This is a genomic window from Streptomyces sp. NPDC015220 (genome assembly GCF_043079345.1).
In the GTDB taxonomy this organism is placed as follows: domain Bacteria; phylum Actinomycetota; class Actinomycetes; order Streptomycetales; family Streptomycetaceae; genus Streptomyces.
The window spans coordinates 22,130-45,126 of record NZ_JBIBUK010000008.1 but is presented as its reverse complement, the minus strand read 5'-3'; the positions used below and the strand labels follow the sequence as shown (position 1 = coordinate 45,126).

22 protein-coding genes are annotated in these 22,997 nt (G+C 72.4%); 9 read left to right on the top strand and 13 right to left on the bottom strand.

Features of this window, described 5'->3' with window-relative positions:
- Positions 1-265: 265 nt before the first annotated feature.
- From ACF061_RS18410 to ACF061_RS18395, 4 genes are all read right to left on the bottom strand, one after another.
- A complete protein-coding gene (locus ACF061_RS18410; protein WP_392267922.1) occupies positions 266-502 on the bottom strand; it encodes a hypothetical protein in 237 nt (78 codons plus the stop codon).
- 792 nt (positions 503-1,294) lie between these two features.
- Complete coding sequence (locus ACF061_RS18405; protein ID WP_392267921.1) at positions 1,295-2,758, bottom strand: catalase; 1,464 nt, start codon at positions 2,756-2,758, stop codon at positions 1,295-1,297.
- Between the two features lie 234 nt (positions 2,759-2,992).
- Complete coding sequence (locus ACF061_RS18400; RefSeq protein WP_392267920.1) at positions 2,993-3,883, bottom strand: 2-hydroxy-3-oxopropionate reductase; 891 nt, start codon at positions 3,881-3,883, stop codon at positions 2,993-2,995.
- 70 nt (positions 3,884-3,953) lie between these two features.
- Positions 3,954-4,793 carry a TIM barrel protein gene (locus tag ACF061_RS18395; RefSeq protein ID WP_392267919.1) on the bottom strand — a complete coding sequence of 280 codons (840 nt, stop codon included), beginning with the start codon at positions 4,791-4,793 and terminating at the stop codon, positions 3,954-3,956.
- A gap of 170 nt (positions 4,794-4,963) precedes the next feature.
- On the opposite strand from ACF061_RS18395, the gene ACF061_RS18390 reads away from it, so the two are divergent.
- From ACF061_RS18390 to ACF061_RS18355, 8 genes are all read left to right on the top strand, one after another.
- Positions 4,964-5,215, top strand: a complete 252-nt coding sequence (locus ACF061_RS18390; protein ID WP_392267918.1) for a hypothetical protein — start codon at positions 4,964-4,966, stop codon at positions 5,213-5,215.
- Positions 5,212-5,574, top strand: a complete 363-nt coding sequence (locus ACF061_RS18385) for a helix-turn-helix domain-containing protein (RefSeq protein ID WP_392267917.1) — start codon at positions 5,212-5,214, stop codon at positions 5,572-5,574. The genes ACF061_RS18390 and ACF061_RS18385 overlap by 4 nt, the downstream gene beginning before the upstream one ends.
- Before the next feature lie 145 nt (positions 5,575-5,719).
- Entirely contained in the window at positions 5,720-6,229 is a 510-nt protein-coding gene (uraD, locus tag ACF061_RS18380) for a 2-oxo-4-hydroxy-4-carboxy-5-ureidoimidazoline decarboxylase (RefSeq protein ID WP_392267916.1), read from the top strand.
- 32 nt (positions 6,230-6,261) lie between these two features.
- Positions 6,262-6,663: a hydroxyisourate hydrolase gene (gene uraH, locus ACF061_RS18375; RefSeq protein WP_392267915.1), complete on the top strand. Its 402-nt coding sequence runs from the start codon at positions 6,262-6,264 to the stop codon at positions 6,661-6,663.
- A gap of 8 nt (positions 6,664-6,671) precedes the next feature.
- On the top strand, positions 6,672-7,607 hold the full coding sequence (gene pucL / locus ACF061_RS18370) for a factor-independent urate hydroxylase (protein WP_392267914.1): 936 nt from the start codon (positions 6,672-6,674) through the stop codon (positions 7,605-7,607).
- Between the two features lie 64 nt (positions 7,608-7,671).
- Positions 7,672-9,084 (top strand): nucleobase:cation symporter-2 family protein, encoded by a 1,413-nt coding sequence (locus ACF061_RS18365; protein WP_392267913.1) that lies wholly within the window; start codon positions 7,672-7,674, stop codon positions 9,082-9,084.
- A gap of 68 nt (positions 9,085-9,152) precedes the next feature.
- Positions 9,153-10,538: an 8-oxoguanine deaminase gene (locus tag ACF061_RS18360; protein WP_392267912.1), complete on the top strand. Its 1,386-nt coding sequence runs from the start codon at positions 9,153-9,155 to the stop codon at positions 10,536-10,538.
- Between the two features lie 233 nt (positions 10,539-10,771).
- Positions 10,772-12,187 (top strand): nucleobase:cation symporter-2 family protein, encoded by a 1,416-nt coding sequence (locus ACF061_RS18355; protein WP_392267911.1) that lies wholly within the window; start codon positions 10,772-10,774, stop codon positions 12,185-12,187.
- Between the two features lie 43 nt (positions 12,188-12,230).
- Here the strand turns inward: ACF061_RS18355 and ACF061_RS18350 are convergent, their stop codons facing one another.
- The 6 genes from ACF061_RS18350 to ACF061_RS18325 form a co-directional block, all read right to left on the bottom strand.
- Positions 12,231-12,653, bottom strand: a complete 423-nt coding sequence (locus ACF061_RS18350; RefSeq protein WP_392267910.1) for an acyl-CoA thioesterase — start codon at positions 12,651-12,653, stop codon at positions 12,231-12,233.
- Between the two features lie 60 nt (positions 12,654-12,713).
- Positions 12,714-13,349, bottom strand: coding sequence for a hypothetical protein (locus ACF061_RS18345; RefSeq protein WP_392267909.1), 636 nt, complete (start codon positions 13,347-13,349; stop codon positions 12,714-12,716).
- Positions 13,350-13,480: 131 nt separating this feature from the next.
- Positions 13,481-14,098 (bottom strand): histidine phosphatase family protein, encoded by a 618-nt coding sequence (locus tag ACF061_RS18340; RefSeq protein WP_392267908.1) that lies wholly within the window; start codon positions 14,096-14,098, stop codon positions 13,481-13,483.
- A gap of 167 nt (positions 14,099-14,265) precedes the next feature.
- Positions 14,266-14,967, bottom strand: a complete 702-nt coding sequence (locus ACF061_RS18335) for a DUF4232 domain-containing protein (protein ID WP_392267907.1) — start codon at positions 14,965-14,967, stop codon at positions 14,266-14,268.
- A 267-nt stretch (positions 14,968-15,234) separates the two neighbouring features.
- Entirely contained in the window at positions 15,235-17,118 is a 1,884-nt protein-coding gene (locus tag ACF061_RS18330) for a trypsin-like serine peptidase (RefSeq protein WP_392267906.1), read from the bottom strand.
- A gap of 244 nt (positions 17,119-17,362) precedes the next feature.
- Positions 17,363-18,571: a pyridoxal phosphate-dependent aminotransferase gene (locus tag ACF061_RS18325; RefSeq protein ID WP_392267905.1), complete on the bottom strand. Its 1,209-nt coding sequence runs from the start codon at positions 18,569-18,571 to the stop codon at positions 17,363-17,365.
- An 81-nt stretch (positions 18,572-18,652) separates the two neighbouring features.
- Here ACF061_RS18325 and ACF061_RS18320 point away from each other — a divergent pair, with 81 nt between their 5' ends.
- Positions 18,653-19,279 carry a winged helix-turn-helix transcriptional regulator gene (locus ACF061_RS18320; protein WP_392267904.1) on the top strand — a complete coding sequence of 209 codons (627 nt, stop codon included), beginning with the start codon at positions 18,653-18,655 and terminating at the stop codon, positions 19,277-19,279.
- A 56-nt stretch (positions 19,280-19,335) separates the two neighbouring features.
- Here ACF061_RS18320 and ACF061_RS18315 read toward each other — a convergent pair whose 3' ends face one another.
- Genes ACF061_RS18315 through ACF061_RS18305 form a run of 3 tightly spaced genes read right to left on the bottom strand, consistent with a single transcriptional unit; the run spans position 19,336 to position 22,979 of the window.
- Complete coding sequence (locus ACF061_RS18315; RefSeq protein WP_392267903.1) at positions 19,336-20,157, bottom strand: hypothetical protein; 822 nt, start codon at positions 20,155-20,157, stop codon at positions 19,336-19,338.
- A complete protein-coding gene (locus ACF061_RS18310) occupies positions 20,157-21,425 on the bottom strand; it encodes a VWA domain-containing protein (protein WP_392267902.1) in 1,269 nt (422 codons plus the stop codon). Before ACF061_RS18310 ends, ACF061_RS18315 begins: the two co-directional genes overlap by 1 nt.
- Positions 21,426-21,434: 9 nt before the next feature.
- On the bottom strand, positions 21,435-22,979 hold the full coding sequence (locus tag ACF061_RS18305) for an IucA/IucC family protein (RefSeq protein WP_392267901.1): 1,545 nt from the start codon (positions 22,977-22,979) through the stop codon (positions 21,435-21,437).
- Positions 22,980-22,997: the final 18 nt, after the last annotated feature.

Here is a 22,997-nt window from a genome sequence, read left to right as displayed (position 1 = left end):
CGACGGACCTGTCACAGGACCCCTCACCCCCCGTTTCGAGGGGTCCCGTGCCCGGGACCCCTCGTCCCCCGTGCCCGGGTCCGTCGCCCCCGTATCGACGGATCCGGCGCCAGGGTCCGTCGCCCCCGTTCCGACGGGCCCCCGCGCAGGGACAGACTGCCCGGCCGCGGGGGTGGCCGAAGCCTCCGCCGCCGGTTTCAGAGGTTGATTTGAGCATGGCGTAGCCGGCCTGCGCCTCCTGCTGTACACGGGCCGGACGGCCCTTTCAGAAGTCGTCGTGCTCCGACAGGCCCGGCCAGTCGTCCGGGCCGCCGCCCTGCCATTCGACGAGGTCGGTCTCCTCGACCTCCACGCGGTCCAGGTCGGCCAGCCGGAGGATCTCGACGACGTCGTCCAGGTGGGAGGCGAGTCCGAGCGTCACGTCGCCCTCGGTGACCCGCCGGGAGCCGTCCAGGGCCGGCGGATGCACCACGATGTGCGGATGCTGCGTGAGGTGGTCCATGCCCTCAGCCTCCTGCCCGCGCCGCCGGTCCGCACCCCGGGACCCGTCCCCACTCCGGAACGGGTCCGCACCCGGCCTGCTCGCGCGCCGAACGGGCCCGTACGCCAGGGCCCGTTCCCGCCCCGGAACCGATCCGCACCCGGCCTGCGCGCGGGTCGAACCGGTCCGCGCCCGGACCCACTCGCCCCTGGCCCCGCTCGCACCCCGGTCCCGCTCGCTCTCCGGACCCGACTCGCACCACGGTCCCGCCGGGCGGCCTCCCGTGCCCGCCGCATGCCGTGCTCCGCGTGCCCCGGCGCCGGCGCCGGCCCCGCCCCGCCCGGGTCCCGCCCAAAGGCCGGGGCCGGCCGCCCGTGCCGTGGCACGCCGAAGAGCGCCGGATGCGGGACCGTCCGCATCCGGCGCTCTTCGGCCTGGTGAGGTATGAGGTGTCGTGATGTCCGTCCGACGGCGCGAGACTGGGCGCGACAGGACATTCGCGCCGCCGGACGGAGTCTGGGGGAGCCTCGTTGGACGCGAGGCGGATTGGCTGGGACCGCGGTGGGTGCGACGGCGCCGGGAGGCCTTCCCTCTGGTCGAGAAGGCGGCTCACGGAGCCTTCACCACCGCACTGGCTCGCACTGCCCCGGGTTCTCGCCTTCGCTCGAACAGGGGCACCCCCACCGCGGTCCTCGCCCTGACCGCACGGCCGCCGGCCGACCACCCCTCATCCGGGTCGTCCGGCGCCCGCGCGGGGCGTTGTGCGTCCGGCTCCCGACCTCCCCGTCGGGGTGCCGGACGCGGCTTGCGGGATCAGTCCTCGCGCAGGGCGCGGACCGCCTCCTCCACGCGCTTGCCGTAGTCCGGGTCGGCCGCGTGGAAGTGCGCGAGGTTCTTCTCGATCACGTCGTTGCGGGTGACCTGCGAGAGGCCGCCGGCGATGTTCGCGACCAGACGCTTCTTCTGGTCCTCCGACAGCAGCCGGTACAGCTCGCCCGCCTGGAAGAAGTCGTCGTCCTTGGTGTGCTGGGGCGCCTCGTGCGTGCCGGTGTGGCCGGACACGGGCAGCGGGGCGGACAGCGGACGGCCGGTCTCGACCGGGCCGTCGTAGGAGTTCGGCTCGTAGTTCTTGGCGTACCGGCCCTGGGAGTTGGAGGCCATCAGACCGTCGCGGCCGTAGTTGTCGGCGCCACCGGGCACGGCCTTCGGGGCGTTCACCGCGAGCTGGGTGTGGTTGACGCCCAGGCGGTAGCGGTGGGCGTCGGCGTAGGCGAACAGCCGGCCCTGGAGCATCTTGTCCGGCGAGGGGCCGATGCCCGGCACGAAGTTGTTCGGGGAGAACGCGGCCTGCTCGACCTCGGCGAACACGTTGTCCGGGTTGCGGTCCAGCACCATGCGGCCCACGCGCTGGAGCGGGTAGTCCCTGTGCGGCCACACCTTGGTCAGGTCGAACGGGTTGAAGCGGTAGTTGTCCGCCTCGGCGGCCGGCATGATCTGGACGTAGAGGGTCCAGGACGGGTGCACGCCGCGCTCGATCGCCTGGAGCAGGTCGGTCTGGTGCGAGTTGGGGTCCTTGCCCGCGGTCTCGGCGGCCTGCTCGCTGTCCAGGCAGCGGATGCCCTGGTTGGTCTTGAAGTGGTACTTGACGAAGAAGCCCTCGCCCCGGGCGTTCGTCCACTGGTAGGTGTGCGAGCCGAAGCCGTCCATGTGGCGGTACGACGCCGGGATGCCGCGGTCGCCCATCAGCCAGGTCACCTGGTGCGTGGCCTCGGGGGAGTGGGCCCAGAAGTCCCACACGTTGTCCGGCTCCTGGCGGCCGGTGAACGGGTCGCGCTTCTGGGAGTGGATGAAGTCCGGGAACTTGATCGGGTCCTTGATGAAGAACACCGGGGTGTTGTTGCCGACGAGGTCGTAGTTGCCCTCCTCGGTGTAGAACTTCACCGCGAAGCCGCGCGGGTCGCGGACGGCGTCCGCGCCGCCGAGGGAGTCGGCCACGGTGGAGAAGCGCACGAACACCTCGGTGCGCCTGCCGATCGTCTTCAGGAAGTCGGCGTGGGTGAAGCCGGTGACGTCGTCGGTCACCTCGAAGTGGCCGTAGGCGCCGGAACCGCGGGCGTGCACCACACGCTCCGGGATGCGCTCCCGGTTGAAGCGCGCCAGCTTCTCCAGGAGGTGCTGGTCCTGCAGGAGGAGCGGGCCGCCGATGCCGGCGGAAGCGGAGTTCTGGTTGTCGGCGACCGGGGCGCCGGACTCTGTCGTGAGCACGCGCTTCGACATCGAAGACCTTCCGTACGAGGGGCAGCGGAAACTTGTTTCCGCTTTGTGGAGCCTAGGTTTGGAGCGATCGGGACGTCAACAGTTTGTTGAAGTTCACCGGGTGGCCGACCGGAGGTGATACCGGGGGACGCCGCCGCCTGGGCGCGACAGGACAGGTGTCGGCGGCGGCGCCACCCGGAGTCGGAGGGGGCCGGCCGGCTCAGCGGGAACCGGCCGGCCCGGGCGGGCGCCCGGTCAGACCTGGGCGCCGGACAGGCGCTCCACGGCCCGCAGCAGGGCCGAGTGGTCCAGGCCGCCGTCGCCCTGGGCGCGCAGCGAGGCGACGAGCTGGGCGACCACGGCGCCGACCGGCAGGGCGGCGCCGACGTTGCGGGCGGCGTCGGTGACGATGCCCATGTCCTTGTGGTGCAGGTCGATGCGGAAGCCCGGCTTGAAGTCCCGGTTGAGGAAGTTGTCCTTCTTCCGGGTGAGCACGGTGGAGCCGGCCAGGCCGCCGTTGAGGACGTCCAGGGCCGCGGCGAGGTCCACACCGGACTTCTCCAGGAAGACCACGGCCTCGGCGCACGCCTGGATGTTCACGGCGACGATCAGCTGGTTGGCGGCCTTCACGGTCTGACCCGAGCCGTGCGGACCGCACAGCACGATCGTCTTGCCCAGCGCCTCGAAGATCGGCTCGGCCTCGTCGAAGTCGGCCCGCTCGCCACCGACCATGATCGAGAGAACGGCCTCGATGGCGCCGGCCTCGCCGCCGGAGACCGGGGCGTCCAGGACGCGGATGCCCTTGTCCTTGGCCGCGGCGGCCAGGTCGACCGAGGTCTGCGGGGTGATCGAGGACATGTCGATCAGCAGCGCGCCGGACCGGGCGTTCTCCAGGATGCCGTCCGGGCCGTAGGCGATCGCCTCGACCTGCGGGGAGGCGGGCACCATCGTGATCACCACGTCGGCGTCCCGGACGGCCTCGGCGATCGAGCCGGCCGCGTTGCCGCCGGCGGCCGCCAGCCGGTCCAGCTTCTCCTGCTCCAGCGTGAAGCCGGTGACCTGGTAACCCGCCTTGATCAGGTTCTCGGACATGGGGGAGCCCATGATGCCGAGGCCGACCCAGGCGATCTTCGGAAGGTTGCTCATAACGGGGGTGCCTCTCTGAAAAGCTGTGCTGTGTCTGCGACTTCGGCGGGCCCGCCGGGGCCCGGAGCGATCAGCGGGCCGCGCGGGCCTCGGCCGGCAGCCAGTCGAAGGCCTCGGCGCTCGGCCGGTCGCCGGGCTTGTACTCCAGGCCGACCCAGCCGTCGTAACCGGCCTTCCTCAGCTGGTCGAGCAGCTCCTCCAGGGGGAGCGAGCCGGTGCCGGGGGCGCCGCGGCCGGGGTTGTCGGCGATCTGCACGTGGCCGGTCTTCGACGCGTACTGCTCGATCACCGACGGCAGGTCCTCGCCGTTCATCGACAGGTGGTACAGGTCCATCAGGAACTTGGCGTTGCCCAGGCCGGTGGCCGCGTTCACCTTGTCCACGACCTCGATCGCGGCGGGCGCGCTGACCAGCGGGCACAGCGGCGACTCGGGCTTGTTCAGCGCCTCGATCAGCAGGGTGCCGCCGATCCGGCCGACCGCCCGGGCGGCCAGGACCAGGTTCTCCAGGGCGAGCGCGTCCTGCTCGGCGGGGTCCACGCCCTCGACGCGGTTGCCGTAGAGGGCGTTGAAGGCCGTGCAGCCGAGGGACTGGGCGAAGGCCACGGCCACGTCGATGTTGGCGCGGAACCTCTCCGACTCGGCACCGGGGATCGACAGTGCGCCCCGGTCGGGGCCGGGGAGCTGTCCGGCGTAGAAGTTCAGCCCGGTGAGCTGGACGCCGGCGTCCTCGATGGCCTTCTTCAGCGCGTCGAGTTCGGACTGCTCGGGGGTGGGGGCGTCGACCCAGGGCCACCACAGCTCGACCGCGGAGAAGCCGGCCGCGGCGGCGGCCGCGGGACGCTCCAGGAGCGGGAGTTCCGTGAAGAGGATCGACAGGTTGACGTTGAAGCGCTGGTCTGCGAATCCCATCGGGGCCGCGCTCCCTTCCGTATTGCTATTTCGTATGGCGGAAGTTCATTTCTGCTTAATGGAAGAGTGCCGTCGAGCGTCCCGGCTTGTCAAGAGGGGGTCCCCGACCGGCGTGCCCCCGGACCGGCCGGGACGGTCCCCGGGCGCCGCCCGCGCGTTAGGTTGAGCGCGTGCGATTGAGAGTTGAGTTCACGACCGAACCCTTCGACCTGGACGAGGCGCCCGCTCACGCCGTGGTGGCCCGTGAAGTCGTCGAGGCGGCGGAGCTGGACGCCGTGGACGTCGGGCCGTTCGGCAACACCGCGGAAGGAGGCGCCGACGCGGTCCTGAACGCCGTGGACGCCCTGCTGCGCAAGAGCCTGAAGGCCGGCGCCACCCGTATCTCGCTCCAGGTCAACGTGATCGGGGAGGGTGATAGATGACCGGGTCCGAGCCGTTCATCGCTGCCGTGAAGCCGCTGGTGGACGCGATGGGCGGCGAGCTGCTGCCGCCGGACGAGGCCGGGCTCGACGACGTCGTGCTCGCCTGGGAGGGGCAGGACGTCGTCGCCGTGCGGCTGCCGCAGCTCGCCGACTCCCTGGACCACATCCTGGCCGCCATGGAGCGCCGCAAGGGCATGCCGCTCGCCGAGCTGGACCGCAAGGCCAAGCAGGAGGTCGTACGGGTCCTGGAGGCGCGCGGCGCGTTCTCCGTGCGGCACGGGGTGGAGACCGTGGCGGGCGCCCTGGGCGTCAGCCGCTTCACCGTCTACAACTACCTCAACCGGGAGAAGGAAGGCTGAGTCGCCCCAACCGGGAGGAGGCGCGACGGGCCGCCTTTGGGCTTTACCCGGAATTTTCAACAAAGTGTTGACGCAGTGTTTCGGAGGGCGTTAGCTATCCGCAGCCCGTTCAGCACAAAGGCCGTTCGCGGCCACGGAGGCTCCCGTGACTACGAGTTCCACGCCGTCGGGCCTCGCCCGCTTCAACGCTTCCCCGGACGCCGCGGCCCGCGCCGCGCTCCTGGAAGCGTGCGCCTCCACGGCGTGGGCGGAGCGGCTCCTCGCCGCCCGCCCCTACGCCGGTCCCGAGGACCTCTTCGCCGCCAGTGACGCCGCCATGGCCCAGCTGACCACGGCGGACCTGGAGGAGGCGATGGCCGGCCACCCCCCGATCGGCCGTCCCAAGCCCGGCGACCCGACCTCGGCCCGCGAGCAGAGCGGCATGGCCGGCGCCTCCGAGGCACTGAAGACGGAGATGCTCGAACTGAACCTGGCCTACCAGGAGAAGTTCGGCCATGTCTTCCTCATCTGCGCCACCGGCAGGACCGGCGAGCAGATGCGGGACGCGGTCGAGGAACGGATCGGCAACTCGCCCGAGCGGGAGCGGGAGATCGTCCGCACCGAGCTGGGGAAGATCAACCGCATCCGGCTCGCGCGACTGCTCGAAGACGCCTGAGCACCTGCTCGACGACGCCCGAAGAGGAAACCATGAGCACCGAGACCACCGCCTCCGTGTCCACGCACATCCTGGACACCAGTGTCGGCCGGCCCGCCGAGCACGTCGCCGTCCAGCTCTCCGCCCGCTCCGGGCCGAGCGCCGACTGGCAGGCGCTCGGCGGTTCCGCGACCGACGCGGACGGGCGGTGCAAGGACCTTCCGGCCCTGCCGGAGGGCACCACCCACGTACGGCTCGACTTCGACACCGAGACGTACTTCGCCAAGAAACAAGCCGCGGCCCAGCAGGACGCCCCCGCGCTCCGGGACAGCGAGAACGGCCGGCCGGTGTTCTTCCCCGAGGTCACCATCACCTTCGCGGTGGTGCCCGGTGAGCACTACCACGTTCCGCTGCTGCTCAACCCGTTCGGCTACTCCGTTTACCGAGGGAGCTGACCGACACCATGACCCGTTTCGTCCTGGGACAGAACCAGTACGGCAAGGCAGAGAACCGCGTAGTCAAGATCACGCGTGACGGCGACACGCACCACATCAAGGACCTGAACGTCTCCGTCGCCCTCTCCGGCGACATGGAGGAGGTCCACCGCAGCGGTTCCAACGCGAACGTCCTGCCCACCGACACCACCAAGAACACGGTGTTCGCCTTCGCCAAGGAGCACGGGATCCAGAGCGCCGAGGACCTCGGCGTCAAGCTCGCCCGCCACTTCGTGGACAACAACGAGCCCATCCACCGGGCCCGCATCCGCATCGAGGAGTACGGCTGGGAGCGGATCGAGACCTCGCAGTCCGGCGCCCGCTTCGTCGGCTCGGACGAGATCGCCCACTCCTTCGTCCGCAAGGGCCAGGAGACCCGCGTCGCGCAGATCACCTACGACGGCCACGGCATCCAGGTGCTCTCCGGGTTCAAGGACCTGACCGTCCTTAACTCGACCAACTCCGAGTTCTTCGGCTTCCTTAAGGACAAGTACACCACCCTCCAGGAGGACCACGACCGCATCCTCGCCACCACCGTCTCCACCTGGTGGCGGCACAACTGGGACGGCATCGACTCGCACGCCCCGGACTGGGACCGCTCGTACAACGGAGTGCGCAAGCACGCGCTCCAGGCGTTCGGCGAGACCTACTCGTACTCGCTCCAGCAGACCCTCTTCGAGATGGGTGTGCGGGTGCTGAACTCGCGCGACGAGGTCGAGGAGATCCGCTTCTCGATGCCCAACAAGCACCACTTCCGCTCGGACCTGTCGCCCTTCGGGATCGACAACGAGGCCAAGGACGGCGCCGTCTACTACGCCGCCGACCGCCCCTACGGCCTGATCGAGGCCACCATCCTGCGCGACGGCGCCGAGCAGCTCATCCCGGTCGACATGACCAACCTCTGACGCGGGACGCGCGCCACCGGCCCGGCCGCCCGGGCCGGTGGCGCGCCACACCGGAGGGAACACAATGGCACAGCCTGCAATGGAGCCGGCGAAAGGCTCCTGTTCCACCCCGCCGGTGCACACCGAGGACGCCGTCACGTCCGTGCACCCGGTGGACGAAAAGCTCCACCCCTCGCGGCTCGTCCCCGCAGCTCTCCAGCACATCGCCGCGATGTACGCAGGCGTTGTCACTCCTCCGCTCATCATCGGCCAGGCCTGCGGACTCGACATCGCGGCCCGCACCCGGCTGATCGCCGCGTCCCTGCTCATCGCCGGCGTCGCGACCATCCTCCAGACCATCGGCGTCAAGGGCGTCGTCGGCAACCGGCTGCCGTTCGTCAACGCCGCCTCCTCGGCCGGCATCGCCCCGATCCTCGCCATCGCCGAGACCAACTCCAAGGGCCACCAACTCCCCGCCATCTACGGCGCGGTGATGGTCGCCGGCGTCTTCTGCCTGGCCATCGGCCCGTTCTTCGGACGGTTGCTCAGATTCTTCCCGCCGCTCGTCACCGGCGTGGTGATCACCCTCATCGGTGTCACCCTGATGCCGGTACCGGTCGGCTGGGCCCAGGGCGGCGACAAGACGGCCGCCGACTTCGGCTCCATGAGGAACCTCGCGCTCGCCGCGTTCACCCTCGTCGTCATCCTGCTGATCCAGCGCTTCGGCACCGGCTTCGTCAAGCAAGTCGCCCTGCTGTTCGGCCTGTTGATCGGCACCCTGGTCGCCATCCCGTTCGGCATGGCCGACTTCAGCGGCATCGAGTCCGCGCCGCTGGCCGCACTGCCCACGCCGTTCGCCTTCGGCGCCCCCGTCTTCCAGCCCGCGGCCATCCTGTCGCTGTGCATCGTGATGCTGGTGCTGATGACCGAGTCCAGCGCCGGCATGCTCGCCCTCGGCGAGATCTGCAACCGCCGCGCCGACGCCCGCACCATTACCCGCGGCCTGCGCACCGACGGCATCGCCACCCTGCTCGGCCCCGTCTTCGGCGGCTTCCCCACCTCCGCCTTCGCCCAGAACGTCGGCGTCGTCTCGCTCACCCGGGTGCGCAGCCGCTACGTCGTCGCCGTCGCCGGCGGCGCCCTGCTGGTCCTCGGCGCCTTCCCGGTCCTCGGCGCGGTCGTCTCCCTGGTCCCCATGCCGGTCCTCGGCGGCGCGGGCATCGTCCTGTTCGGCTCGATCGCGGTCAGCGGCATCCGGACGCTCTCGGAGGCCGGCCTCGACGACAGCTCCAACATCATCCTGGTGGCCGTGGCCCTCGGCGCGGGCATCATCCCGCTGGCCGCGCCGACCTTCTACGCCGAGTTCCCGGCCTGGGCGCAGACCGTCCTCGGCTCCGGCATCAGCGCCGGCGCGATCGTCGCGGTCCTGCTCAACCTGTTCTTCCACCATCTCGGCACCCGGAGCCGCGCCGCGGCCCCGGCACTCAAATCCTCCTAGGGTCCTGCCGTGCCCTCCCCGTGGACCCTCCCCGTCCACGGGCCGCCACCGAAAGACAAGGAAGCGCAATGGCACCATCGGCAGCCCAGCGCATCGTCATCGAGAACTGCGCGATCGCGACCGTCGACGCGGACGACACCGAGTACGCGTCCGGACACATCGTGATCGCCGGCAACAGGATCGAGTCGGTCGGCGCCGGCCGGGCCCCCCAGGGCCTGGAGGACGTGCAGCGCCGGATCGACGCGAGCGGTCACCTGGTCACGCCCGGCCTGGTCAACACCCACCACCACTTCTACCAGTGGATCACCCGGGGCCTGGCCACCGACCACAACCTGTTCAACTGGCTCGTCGCGCTCTACCCCACCTGGGCGCGCATCGACGAGGAGATGGTGTACGCCGCGGCCCAGGGGTCGCTGGCGATGATGGCCCGCGGCGGCGTCACCACCGCCATGGACCACCACTACGTCTTCCCGCACGGCTCCGGCGACCTGTCCGGCGCGGTCATCCGCGCCGCCCGCGAGATGGGGGTCCGCTTCACCCTGGCCCGCGGCTCGATGGACCGCAGCGAGAAGGACGGCGGCCTGCCGCCGGACTTCGCCGTCGAGACCCTGGAAGGCGCGCTCGCCGCCACCGAGGAGACCGTCAAGAAGCACCACGACGCCTCCTTCGACGCCATGACCCAGGTGGCGGTCGCCCCCTGCTCGCCCTTCTCCGTCTCCACCGAACTCATGAGGCAGGGCGCCGAACTGGCCCGCCGGCTCGGTGTACGGCTGCACACCCACGGCTCGGAGACGGTCGAGGAGGAGAAGTTCTGCCACGAGCTGTTCGGCAAGGGCCCGACCGACTACTTCGAGTCGACGGGCTGGCTCGGCGAGGACGTGTGGATGGCGCACTGCGTCCACATGAACGACTCCGACATCGCCGCCTTCGCCCGGACCGGGACCGGTGTGGCGCACTGTCCGTCGTCCAACGCCCGCCTGGCGGCCGGCATCGCCCGGGTCCCCGACATGCTGGCCGCCGGGGTCCCGGTCGGCCTCGGCGTCGACGGCACCGCCTCCAACGAGTCCGGCGAACTCCACACCGAACTGCGCAACGCCCTGCTGATCAACCGGCTCGGCGCGCACCGCGAGGCCGCCCTGAACGCCCGTCAGGCGCTGCGCCTGGGCACCTACGGCGGCGCCCAGGTCCTCGGCCGTGCCGAGCAGACCGGCTCCCTGGAGGCCGGCAAGCTGGCCGACCTGGTGCTGTGGAAGCTGGACACGCTGGCCCACGCCTCCATCGCCGACCCGGTGACCGCGCTGGTCTTCGGCGCGGCGGCCCCGGTCACGGCCTCCTTCGTCAACGGACGGCAGATCGTCGAGGACGGCCGCCTGCTGCACGCCGACGAGGACGCCATCGCGCACGCCACCCGCACGGAGGCCCAGCGCCTGGCGCGGATCACCGCCCAGGGCTGAGCCCCCGGAAGACTCCGACCGGGAGGGACGGCTCCCGGTCGGTGCCCGTGGACCCGAGCGGGGTCCACGGCGGCCGTCTCCGGGGCGCGCGTGGACGCGCGCGCCCCGGAACGGTGTCCGTTCGCCACCCCCCGAGGGCCCCGCAGGGGCCCGCCCCCGGTCCCGCACGACCACATGCATCACCTCCCTGACACCCACGTCAGCAGACGTGTTAACCGACCGGAGGAGCCGCCGTGGCCACTCAACCCGCTTCCAGCGATGAGGCACGACAGCCAGCCGAGTCCATCCACCCCGTCGACGAGAAACTCCCCGCACTCAAGATGGCGACCAGCGGGCTCCAGCACGTTGCCGCCATGTACGCGGGCGTGGTCGCCCCGCCCCTGATCGTCGGCGCGGCCGTAGGCCTGTCCGGCACCGAACTCACCTTCCTGACCGGAGCCTGCCTGTTCACGGCCGGCCTCGCCACCTTCCTGCAGACCCTCGGCATCTGGAAGATCGGCGCCCGGCTGCCCTTCGTCAACGGCGTCACCTTCGCCGGTGTCGCCCCGATGACGGCGATCGTCGCCTCCACCGACGACAAGTCCGACGCCCTGCCGATCATCTTCGGCGCGGTCATCGTGGCCGGCCTCCTCGGATTCCTGGCCGCCCCCGTCTTCTGCAAGGCGGTCCGCTTCTTCCCGCCGGTCGTCACCGGCACCGTGATCACCCTCATCGGCGTCTCCCTGCTGCCCGTCGCCTTCGGCTGGGCCCAGGGCCCCAACCCGGCGGCGCACGACTACGGATCGTCGACCTACCTCACCCTGGCCGGGATCACCCTCGTCATCGTCCTGCTGCTGCGCCGCTTCACCCGGGGCTTCGTCAAGCAGATCGCCGTCCTGCTCGGCCTGATCGCCGGCACGATCATCGCGATACCGTTCGGCGTCACCGACTTCGGCCCCGTCGCCGACGCCTCCGTCATCGGCTTCCCGACCCCCTTCCACTTCGGCGCGCCCCAGTTCCACGTCGCGGCGATCGTGTCGATGTGCGTGGTGATGGTGGTCTCCATGACCGAGTCCACTGCCGACATGCTCGCCCTCGGCGAGGTCGTCGAGCGTCCCTCGAACGAGGAGACGATCAAGGCGGGCCTGCGCGCCGACACCCTCGGCTCCGCCCTCAGCCCGCTGTTCAACGGCTTCATGTGCAGCGCCTTCGCACAGAACATCGGCCTGGTGGCGATGACCCGCATCCGCAGCCGGTTCGTGGTCGCCTTCGGCGGCGGCTTCCTGGTCCTGATGGGCCTGTGCCCGATGGCCGCCTCGCTCATCGCCGTCGTCCCGCGCCCGGTGCTCGGCGGCGCCGGCGTGGTCCTGTTCGGCTCGGTGGCCGCCAGCGGCATCCAGACCCTGGCCCGGGCCGGCCTCGACAAGGACAACAACGTCCTGATAGTCGCCGTGGCGCTCGCCGTCGGCGTCATACCGATCACGGTCCCGGGCTTCTACCACGCCTTCCCCGAGACGGCCCGGATCGTCCTCGACTCCGGCATCTCCACCGGCTGTGTCGCCGCCGTCGTCCTCAACCTGGTCTTCAACCACCTGGGCAAGTCCCGCAAGGAGGAACGGGACGTCACCCATCCCATGGAGGCGGGCGAGGAGATCGCCGTCGTGCACTGACCGCGGGGCGGGGTACGGTGCACGCGCCGTACCCCGCCGCGGCTCACAGGCCGAACAGCTCCGGTCGCGCGGCGAGCTCCTCGAAGCGGTCGCGCGGGTCGGCCAGCAGCTTGCGCGCCTTCAGGTCGAGCAGTCCGCCGACCGCGGTGACCTCGGCGGCCACGGTGCCGTCTGCCTTGCGTATCGTCTGCTCGATTCGGAAGGTCTTGCCGCCGCCCCACTCGAACGAGCACGTCACGTCCACCTCGTCACCGGCCAGGAGCTCCCTGCGGTAGCGGATGGTGGTCTCCAGGGCCACCGGGCCCACGCCCCGCGCGTGCAGGCCGGCCTGGGTGATCCCGGCCGCCTGGAGCATCGACCAGCGGGCGTGCTCCGCGTAGTTGAGGTACACGGCCTGGTTGAGATGGCCCTGCGTATCGGTCTCGTACCCGCGTACGGTCACCCGCACGGAAAACGGCTCGCTCACGGCGTCCCCTCCACACACGTCCGGCATGTCACACCCTCGCCCATGATCTTGGCACGCCCGTCACACCCGGCGCGGGGACGCCAGCAGATACCGGGCCCGCGTACGGGGCTCGGTGTACTCCCCGGCCTGCCAGCCCGCCCGTTCCAGCGCCACCGCGTACTCCCGCAGCGCCTCGGGGCCGGGCCCGTGCACGGCGACCGCCTCCGGCTGCGCCGTCGCCCGCACCCGGTACCCGTCGTCGCCGTTCGGTCCGGCGGGGCGGCGCCCGGCCGCCTCCAGGGCGAGCGCGGCGGCCCGCACCAGATGCGTGCGCTCCCAGCCGCACGGCCGGTCCACGGAACCGTCCGGATTGGTCATCCGCCGCAGCTCCAGCAGCCCCTGCCAGGCGCTGTGCACCTCACGGGCACGGGCGGGGGAGGCGTCCGCCGCCTGCTCCTCGCCTCCGACGCGGGCGGCGAACACACCGGCGGGAGCCTCCTCGGCGGTGGGGTGCTCGGGCTCGGGCGCGGGTTCCGCCTCCCGTGTCCGATGGCCGGCGGGCGTCAGGAAGTGGTCGTGCGGCGGGCGCGGATGCCGGAACGCCAGCCCCCGCCCGACCAGGGCCGCCAACTGGGCCGGTGTGCCCCGCACCCGCCCGGTCACCGGGTCGGCTGAGTCGATGACGCGGCGCTGCGCCGCGGTCGGCGGTCGTGTCACGGCGTGCTCCCTCCGAGGCCGTCGCGCACGGCCCGGCCGAGGGGCCGCGAAGACGGTCCTCCCGGCCCTTGGCGAAGAGTACGACCCGGGTACGACAACGGCGTCCGGCGACCGGCGTCCGGCGACCGGCGTCAGTCGGAGGGCCGGTCCGGACCGGACGGCCGGATGTTCCAGCCCGCGACCACCGGCCGGTCGTGCTCCGTGCCCAGTCGGCACACGGTCCCCGTGGCCAGCTGGAACAGCGCGCCCGCCGACGGCGGCAGACCGAGCCGCCGGGCGGTGAGCACCCGCAGGAAGTGACCGTGCGCCACCAGCAGCACCACCCCCTCGGTGTTGGCGAACGCGGCGTCCACCTTGGCCAGCATCCGGTCGGCGCGCTCGCCGACCTGCTCCACGCTCTCCCCGGGATGCTCCGGCGGCCCCGGGGCGACACCGTCGGTGAACAGGAACCAGCCGGGCCGGGTGCGCTGGATCTCCGGGGTGGTGACGCCCTCGTAGCCCCCGTAGTCCCACTCGCGCAGGTCCGCGTCGACCCGGGCGTCGTGCACGCCGACGAGCTCGGCCGTCTCCCGGGCCCGCTGCGCGGGGCTGACGAACGCCGCGCCGATCCGGTGCGAACGGATCAACGGCACCAGCGCCCGCGCCTCCTGCCGGCCGCGCTCGGTCAGCGGCACATCCGTCCAGCCGGTGTGCCGCCCGGACCGCGACCACTCGGTCTCCCCGTGCCGGACGAGAAAGAGATCACCCACGGCCGTCGTTCCTTCCTCACGACGCGTACCCCAGCACCGTGCCACACCCCCGCCGGGGCCCGCAGGACGGACTCGGCCAGTCGGCCGCCGCACGGCGAGGCCCCCCTGCCCGGCGGACGGGGAGGCGAAACGGCGGCGGACGCGGGAGGACGCAGGCGCACGCCCGGTCATCCGGGGTGTGCCGGGGGCGTCCGTCGCGGGGGCGTCATGGTCATGTACTCGCCGCAGGCCCTCATGACGGCCACCCGGTGACGCGTGTCCAGGACCGGGACGACGGCGCGGGCCCGGTCGTGCGCCGCCCAGACGACCGCCTCCTTCTGGCTCACGCACAGGGGGGAGGCGTCCTGGGAGCCGGCCGGGGTGTAACGGATGTCGAACGCCACACCCGCGCCCTCGCGCAGTTCGAGGGGCGCGAAGCGCCCGCGGCCGAGTCCGTCGACGCTGTTCGCCTTCCCGTTGTGGATCTCGACTCCCGGGTAACCGGCGAACACGCAGCTCCCCGGCCCGCCGTTCACGGCCGTCAGCCGGGCCCCGGGCCCGCCGGAACCGGCGGGGCGCAGGAGCACCAGCGTCCAGCGCAGCCGGTCCGTCCCGCAGGTGCCCGGTCCGCGGGCCGTGGAGGGCGCCGCCGAGGGGGACGCGGACGCCGGCGCGGCCGTGGACCCGGGTGTGCCCGGCCCCGCCGTCGGGGAGGCCGGCGACGCGACGGACGGACTCGCCGAGGCGTCTGCCGGCCCGCTGGCCGGCCCGCCGGCCCACGGCGTAGCGGACCGCTCCGCCCGTGCGTCCGAGGGACCGCAGGCCGTCACGGCCAGAGCGGCCGCGAGCACGGCCGCGGTGGCGGCGAGGCGGCGGGTCGTGGTTCGCATGGCTCCCCCTGGACGTTCCGGGCTCATCCTCGGGGTAAGAGGCCGTCCGCGGCCGATGAGTTCATCCGGCCGGCGACCGACCCGGCGAGCGGGCGGCGACGGGTACGGCTCCGGCCCGGTGGCGGGGTCCGGCGACTGCCCCCGGCAGGCGGACGGTGACTGGTTCGGTTCCGGTCCGGTGACCGGGTGCCGACCCGGCCCGGCGGCCTGCCCGGTGGTGGGTCCGGTCCGGCCGGCGGGCCGACAGCCCTCGGCCGGACCGGCCGGTCACGTGTGGGGGTAGACGAGGACGGTCTCCTTGCCCAGTGCGCGGGTGCCGGTGTCGGGGTACAGGGTGGTCCGGCCGTCGGACCACCGCACGAGGAGGTCGTCTCCCAGACGGTTGGCCGTGTAGTCGCCCGCCGTGACGACCTGGCCGAGCTTCCAGGCGCTGCTCGGCCCGCGCAGACGGGACTTGACGCCCAGTCCCGCGGCCGAGGTGCCCGCGTAGTCGTCGAGCGAGCCGTCCGCCCAGCGCACGACGATGTCCCAGTTCTTCTTGTGGCTGAAGTTCGAGCTGGTCACCAGGGCGGCGTTCTTCCAGGTGGCGTTCGGCGCGAGCAGGCGCTTCTCCTTGCCGAAGGTGCCGGCGCCGACGCCCGTGTAGAGGCTCAGTTCGCCGTCCGACCAGCGGACCACGAGGTCCGTCGGGTACGTTCCGCCGTGGAACTGCCCGGCCGTTATCTGGACGGCGTTCTTCCAGACGGAGCCGGAGCGCGCCATCTGGACCTCCTTGCCCAGTCCCTTGCGGCTGACGTCGGGGAAGAGGCTGACCCTTCCGTCGGACCAGCGCACCATCAGGTCGTACAGCGAGCCGCCGGCGAAGTCCCCGCCCGTGATGGTCGTGGCGCGGGTCCAGGTGGCGCCGGCGGCGCGCAGCCGTACCTCGGGCAGGAAGCCGCCCTTGCCGTCGCCGGGGTACAGGGTGACCTCGCCGTCGGACCAGACCACGATCAGATCGCCGCGGTGGTCGCCGGTGTAGTCGCCCGAGGCGAACAGCCTGGCGTGCTGCCACAGCGCCGCGCCGCCCGGGAGCTTGCCCGGGACGCCCCGGTACGGCGGCAGGCCGGACGGCGGGGTCCGGTCGGCGACCGCGTCGGCGAGCAGGTTGGCGGCGTCGGCGCCGAAGGCCGGGGCGTAGCTGACGTAGTCGACGTTGGCGTCGTTGCCGCCCCCGTTGTAGCCGCCGAGGTTGCCGATGACGTGGCCGGTGCCCGCGTCGTCCCGGTAGTCGGTGATCCACGGGCTGCCGGACACACCGCCGTAGTAGCCGCCGCAGGTCATGGACATCTGGCGGTAGCCGGGGAGCTGTGTCGTCGGCACGGTGCACTTGACGGCCTGCCCGGCGTCGTTGCCGTACTTGCGGGCCGGGTAGCCGACGACGGTGACGTTCTTGTTGGAGTAGCCGCCCGGCCGGGTGAAGGTCAGGCCGCCGCCCACCGCGTCCTGGAGCTGCTGCCCGCGCTGGTTCGCCGAGACGCGGGCGAAGGCGGTGTCCAGGTCGGACAGGGGCGTCTTGGTGGTGGACGACCCCTTGTCGGGCACGTAGCGCGGGTCGATGAACATGCGCTGGATGTGGAAGATGCCGTACGGCTGCTGGTCGGGGCCCGCGCCCTTGACGAACCGCGGCACGAAGATGTAATTGCTCCCGATGCCCCGTCCGCAGTGCGCCGCGGTGAGGATGACGTTCCGGGCCGCGGTGTCGAGCACGCTGCCGGTGCACGTCCAGTCGGTGCCGTCCGGACCGCCGGAGCCGAAGAACGTCCCGACCAGCCGGGTCCCGCCGAACTTGGTCCCCTGCGGGATCGCCGCCACCGCGTTCGCGGGCCGGTGCGGGGCCGGAGCCGCCGAGCGCAGGTCGTCCAGCGGCCTCGCGGCCGCCATCCGCCGCGCCGTCCAGTACGCGGCCGCCCTGCGCGCCTCCTGCCCCGCCGCCGTCCGGGCGGACGGCGTGCCGGGGCCAGGGGTGGAGGACGGCCCCGGCGACACCGGCCGGACGGCCGAGGACGGCCCCGGGGGAGGCGGCGCGGCCTGCGCCACGGGAACCGCGGAGCCGAGCACGGCGGCGGACAGGACGGCGACGGCCGTCGGGCGTCTTCGGGGCGAGAACAAGCCCACTCCTCCTGGTGCGACGGAAGATCGATCGCGCGGGCGGCGCCTCGGCCGGGCCGCCCACCGCGCCGCGGGACCGGCACGGGTCATGGGCCCGCGCCCGTGGCCGGACCGGAGCCGGTGGTGGCCGGCGGGCAACTCCCGCACATTCGCGTGATCTTCGCACGAACGGTCCCGTGCGGGCCAGGAGACCGGGCGGGGACCGTCGCGTGTCGGCCGTGCCGCTTGGGGTGCCGCGGCGCGGCTACTGCCGGTACCCGCTCAGGAACCGTCCGATCCGGCTGATCGCCGTGTCCAGCACGTCCGCGTGCGGGAGGGTGAGGATGCGGAAGTGGTCGGGGGACGGCCAGTTGAAGCCGGTGCCCTGGACGACCTGGATCTTCTCGCGCAGCAGGAGGTCCAGGACGAACCTCTCGTCGTCGTGGATCCTGTGGACCTCGGGGTCCAGGCGGGCGAACGCGTACAGCGCGCCCCTGGGCTTGACGCACGACACGCCGGGGATCTCGTTCAGCTTCTCCCAGGCCACGTCGCGCTGTTCGTACAGCCTGCCGCCGGGGGCGGTCAGCTCGCGGATGGACTGGCGGCCGCCGAGCGCGGCCTGGATGGCGTACTGGGCGGGCGCGTTGGGGCACAGGCGCATGGAGGCCAGCATGGTCAGGCCCTCCAGATAGCTCTTCGCGTGCTGCTTCGGGCCGGACACCACCAGCCAGCCGGAGCGGAAGCCCGCCACCCGGTAGGTCTTGGACAGACCGCAGAAGGTGAGGACGACGAGGTCGGGGGCGAGCGCGGCGGTCGAGTGGTGCACCGCGTCGTCGTACAGGATCTGGTCGTAGATCTCGTCGGCGAAGACCATCAGGCCGTGCCGTCGGGCCAGGTCGAGGATGCCCTCGAGGATCTCCTTGGGGTACACCGCGCCGGTGGGGTTGTTCGGGTTGATGATCACCACCGCCTTGGTACGGTCGGTGATCTTCGAGGTCATGTCGTCCAGGTCCGGGTACCAGTCGGCCTGCTCGTCGCACAGGTAGTGCACCGCCTTGCCGCCGGCCAGGGTCGTCACGGCCGTCCAGAGCGGGAAGTCGGGGGCGGGGATGAGGATTTCGTCGCCGTCCTCCACCAGGGCCTGCACGGCCATGGAGACCAGCTCCGAGACGCCGTTGCCGAGGAAGACGTCGTCCACGCCGACCTCCAGACCCCGCTCCTGGTAGCGCTGGGCCACCGCCCGGCGCGCGGAGAGGACGCCGCGCGAGTCGGTGTAGCCGTGCGCCTGGGGCAGCATCCGGATCATGTCCTGGACGATCTCCTGCGGCGCCTCGAAGCCGAAGAGCGCGGGGTTGCCCGTGTTCAGCCGCAGGACGCTGTGGCCCGCCTCCTCCAGGGCGTTGGCGTGCTCGATCACCGGGCCGCGGATCTCGTAGCAGACCTCGCTGAGCTTGTTCGACTGCCGGAACTCCATGCGCCCCTCCGGGAACTCGTGTTACTTGGTTTTACCAAGTTGGAGCTTGGAAAGTCCAACGACATGTCTAGACTGCGTCGCATGCCACCTCGCCGAAGCTACGACCAGTACTGCTCCGCCGCCCGCGCCCTCGACCTCGTCGGCGACCGCTGGACGCTGCTGATCGTGCGTGAACTGCTGGCCGGTCCCCGCCGCTACACGGACCTGCACGCGGACCTGCCCGGAGTCAGCACGGACGTTCTCGCCTCGCGGCTGAGGGACATGGAGCGGGACGGGCTGACCGGCCGCCGTCGGCTGCCTCCGCCCGGCGCCGCCTACGTCTACGAACTCACCGAGCGCGGTTACTCGTTGCTGCCGGTGCTCCAGGCGCTGGGGGAGTGGGGCCGGGCCGAACTGGGCGAGCCGCGGCCCACCGACGCGGTACGCGCCCACTGGTTCGCGCTGCCCCTGCTGCGGGCGCTCGACGGGGAGGGCGTCGTCGAAGTACACCTGGAAGAGGGTGTGTTCCACCTCCGGGCCGGCGCCGAGGACGGTCCCTTCTACGGGGACGGCCCGGCCCCCGGAGAGCCCGACGCCCGGCTGGTGCTGGACTCCGCCACCTGTACGGCCGTCGCCCGTGGAGAGGCGACCCTGGTGGACGCGGTACGCGACGGAAGGGTCGGCGTGAGCGGCGACGGCGCCCTGGCCAAGGCGCTTCGCGAGGGATGACGGAAGGCCCGTCCTCCGGGAGAACGGGCCTTCTGGGTATCGCAGGCGTCGTGGCGTCAGTTGTCCGTGGGCACCCGGGACGGGCGTCCCGATCCCCGCGTCAGCGCGTACCCGCCGATGCCCGCGAGGGCGGCCAGCACCGCGCCGATCCCGCTCCACACCCACCGGTCGGACCACCAGTTGGAGGACCAGCCGTCGTCCGGCTCGATGCTCGACAGCACCGCGTGCTTCTTCGAGCCGCTGCCGCTGTCCGAATCGCCGTCCTTCTGAGCGGACTTGACGGCGATGCCAGGAACCAGCGGCTGGGACAGGGAGCCGTCCACCGCCGCCGGACCGCCGATGTGCTTGGAGTGGACCCGCACCTCGGCGCTCACCGGCTGGCCCAGGTCGGACGCCTGGAGGCCGACCACGGTGAGCCGGATGTAATAGGTGCCCGGCAGCGGGTCGTCGGCCCACGGCTCCGACCAGGCGCGGACCGTGCGCATGACGCAGGCCAGCTCCACCGTGGCCGCGCCCTGGGCGGCGGTGCGGGTCTGCGCGCCGTACTGGCAGGACTGGCGCCGCCGCAGACCGTCGTAGACGTCGAGCTGCCAGGTCTGCGAGGTGTGCTTGTCCGACAGCTTCACCGTCGCCTCGACGGTGGGCCGCTCGCCCGCGTCCGCCGGGAACGACCAGTACAGGTAGTCGCCCGTGGAGCCGCCGGCGGTGGCCCGCTGCCCCTGCTCGATCTCCGTCGCCGTACGGAACGACGTGCCCGCACTGGTCGGCGCGTCGCCGTCGCCGGACGGGCTCGCGGAGGGCGAGGAGTCGGCCGCCGCGGGCCCCGCGGCGAGTCCCACGGCCAGCAGCGCCGCGCTCAACACACGTGTGAAACGCATCAGTTCGTCCTCCAGATCGCGACCCGCCAGCGCGACAGCCAGCCCCAGACCAGACCCGCCAGGAAGCCGATCACCACGAGCAGGCCGAGCAGCCACCAGCCACGGCCCAGACCGAACGCGGCCACGTCGTGCGCCTTGTCCGGTCCGTCCACCACGTCCACGGTCAGCTCCAGCGGCAGACCCGGCGAGGTCTTCACCCCGGCGGCCGCCGCGAAGGAGTTGGTGACCTGGAGGCACACCGTCTCGGCCGGCGCGTTCTCGTCGTCGCTCTCCGGGCGCGGGTAGCGCAGCCCCGTCGAGATCACGTCCGTGCGGCCGGTGCCGGCCGCCTCGCCGCGCACGATCTCCCGGCCGTGCACCGTCACCGCCCGCAGCAGCACCCCGTAGTCGGGGGCGACCGCCCGGTCGTCGGCGACGCTCACCGAGGCGCGCAGCTCCTGGCCGGCCTTCACGTCCACCCGGTACCAGCGCTGCTGCCCGAACTCCTCACGGTCGGTGTAGAGGCCGGACTTGAGCGCCGGCGCCTTGGCGCAGTCGGCGGCGCCCTGGGCGGCCACCGGGGTCACCACCGGATCGGCGGCCCGGTCGACCAGCTGGCCGACGCGGTCGCTCAGCTCCTCCTTGTGCTGCACGGAGGTGTAGGTGCCGCCGGTGGCGTCCGCGATGCAGCTGAGCTGGTCCCGGGTCTTGGCGTCCGGGACCAGGCCGAGGGTGTCGATGGTCAGGCCGATGCCCTTGGCGGCTATCTCACGGGCCACCTCGCACGGGTCCAGCGGCTGGCAGGTGTCCTCGCCGTCGCTGATCAGGACGATCCGGCGGGTGCCGTCGCCGCCCTCCAGGTCCGTCGCCGCCTTCAGCAGCGCCGGCCCGATCGGGGTCCAGCCGGTCGGGGAGAGCGTCGCGACCGCGGTCTTGGCCTCGGTGCGGTTCAGCGGACCGACCGGGTAGAGCTGCGCGGTGTCCTTGCAGCCCGTCTTCCGGTCGTCGCCCCGGTAGTTGGCGCCCAGCGTGCGGATGCCGAGCTGGACCTCCTCGGGCGTCGCGTCGAGCACCTCGTTGAACGCCTGCTTCGCCGCCGCCATCCGCGATCCGCCGTCTATGTCCCGGGTGCGCATGGAACCGCTCACGTCCAGGACGAGTTCGACCTTCGGCGCGGCCTGGCCGTCCGTCTCGTCGGCGGCGACCGCGCCGGCGGGGAAGGCGGTCCCGGCCGTCAGGGCGGCGAGCAGAGCACAGACTCCTGCCGCCAGCCGTTGTCTTGTGATCATCGGCGGATCTTATTGACCGGGTGTGCGTTGCTCCAAAACGACGTCCTCGACCAGCGGGTTGGGCAGCACGGTCCACTGGTCGCCGGACGTCCCGGGCGACAGCCGCATCAGCGTCAGCGCCTTGGCGGGCAGCGGCTCCTCGCGCAGCGCCCGCGTATCGGGGGTGCGCGGCAGATCCCGTACGGCCGCCTCCAGGGCCGCCCGGAGCGCGGCCCCCGATCCGGCCGTCCCCGCCAACGCGCCCGCCACCAGGGAGCCGAACAGCTTGCGGCGCAGGGCGACCGGGTCGTCGGTGAGGTTGCGGGCGGGCAACCGCGGCACCTCGATGCCATGGTGCGCCAGCCGGGCCGGGCTCACCCGGATGTCGGCCAGGTCGCGGTAGACCAGCCGCACCGGAGCGCCCGAGGCGGACAGCACCACCAGCAGGTTCTGGCCGTGCGCCTCCAGGGCCACGCCCAACTCCAGCAGCCGCAGACCGGCGAGGAGGGCGAGCCGCGCGAAGTCGGCCGTCCACTCGGCGGACTCGGGCAGGCGCGTGGCGGCGAGGGCGGCCACCGGCAGCACCTGCTCGCCCGGCGCCGCGTACGCGCGCGGGGACTCGCGCCACAGCGCCGCCAGGTCCGGCGAGCCGGCGGTGGCCGCGCCGAGGGTCCGGGTGAAGTGCAGCAGGCCGTCCGTGCGGGCGGCCAGATCACGGGCGAAGGCCGACAGCGCCGCCGAGGCCGTCACCGAGCCGACCGAGATGTCCCGCACCGACGACGTCAGCCGGGCCGACAGCGCCGTCTTGACGTGCGGGCCGTCCGGCAGGGCCAGGGTGCGCAGGGACATCAGCGGGTGCGCCGCGAGGCCCGTGCCCTCGCCCGCCCGACCCAGCACGTGCCGCGCCTGCCACGGGTGCACGGGGATCAGCAGCCGTCCCGCGTCCCGCATCCCGCTCGGCCACTCCCCGCTCACCAGGCACTCCGAGGCCCGCACCGGCAGCAGGGCCAGCTCCACCAGCGGACGGTGCTCCGGCCCGTACGCCAGTTGCTCGGCCACCGAGAAGCCGGGCCGAGAACGGCAGTTGGGGTGGAAGGGGTGCCCGTCGACCACTCGCTGTTCCCACCCCCAGTCCGTCGCGGGCCATCCGTTCGGGTGAGTCCCGCCGCTCTCCGGCTGGTTCGCCCGCGACAGCGCCAACGACGCGGCACTGTGCGCCAGTTCGGCGGCGAAGTCCTCACCGTGCGGCACGGCCAGGTCCGTCGTCAGGCGCGCCGGATCGTCGTAGGGCCGGCCGTCGAGGCGTACGGCGGACACGTAGCCGGCGGTGGCGTACGGGTCCGCCGCAGGACCGCTCAGCGTGCGGCCGTCGGAAAGTTCGAGGACCAGCCTGTCGCGCGCCCGTTCCCGGGCGCCGATCCACGGCAGCGGCTCGTGCGCCAGGGCACGCCACAGCCGGGTCAGCACGGACGCCCGGGCGCCGGGCAGCTCCCGCGCGTACCGTGAGACCAGGCCGGGCCGCCCGGCGGCCAACTCGTCGCCGATCTCGGTCTCGACGCTCGGGGGACGGTGCACGATCGGGCTCCTCGGTAG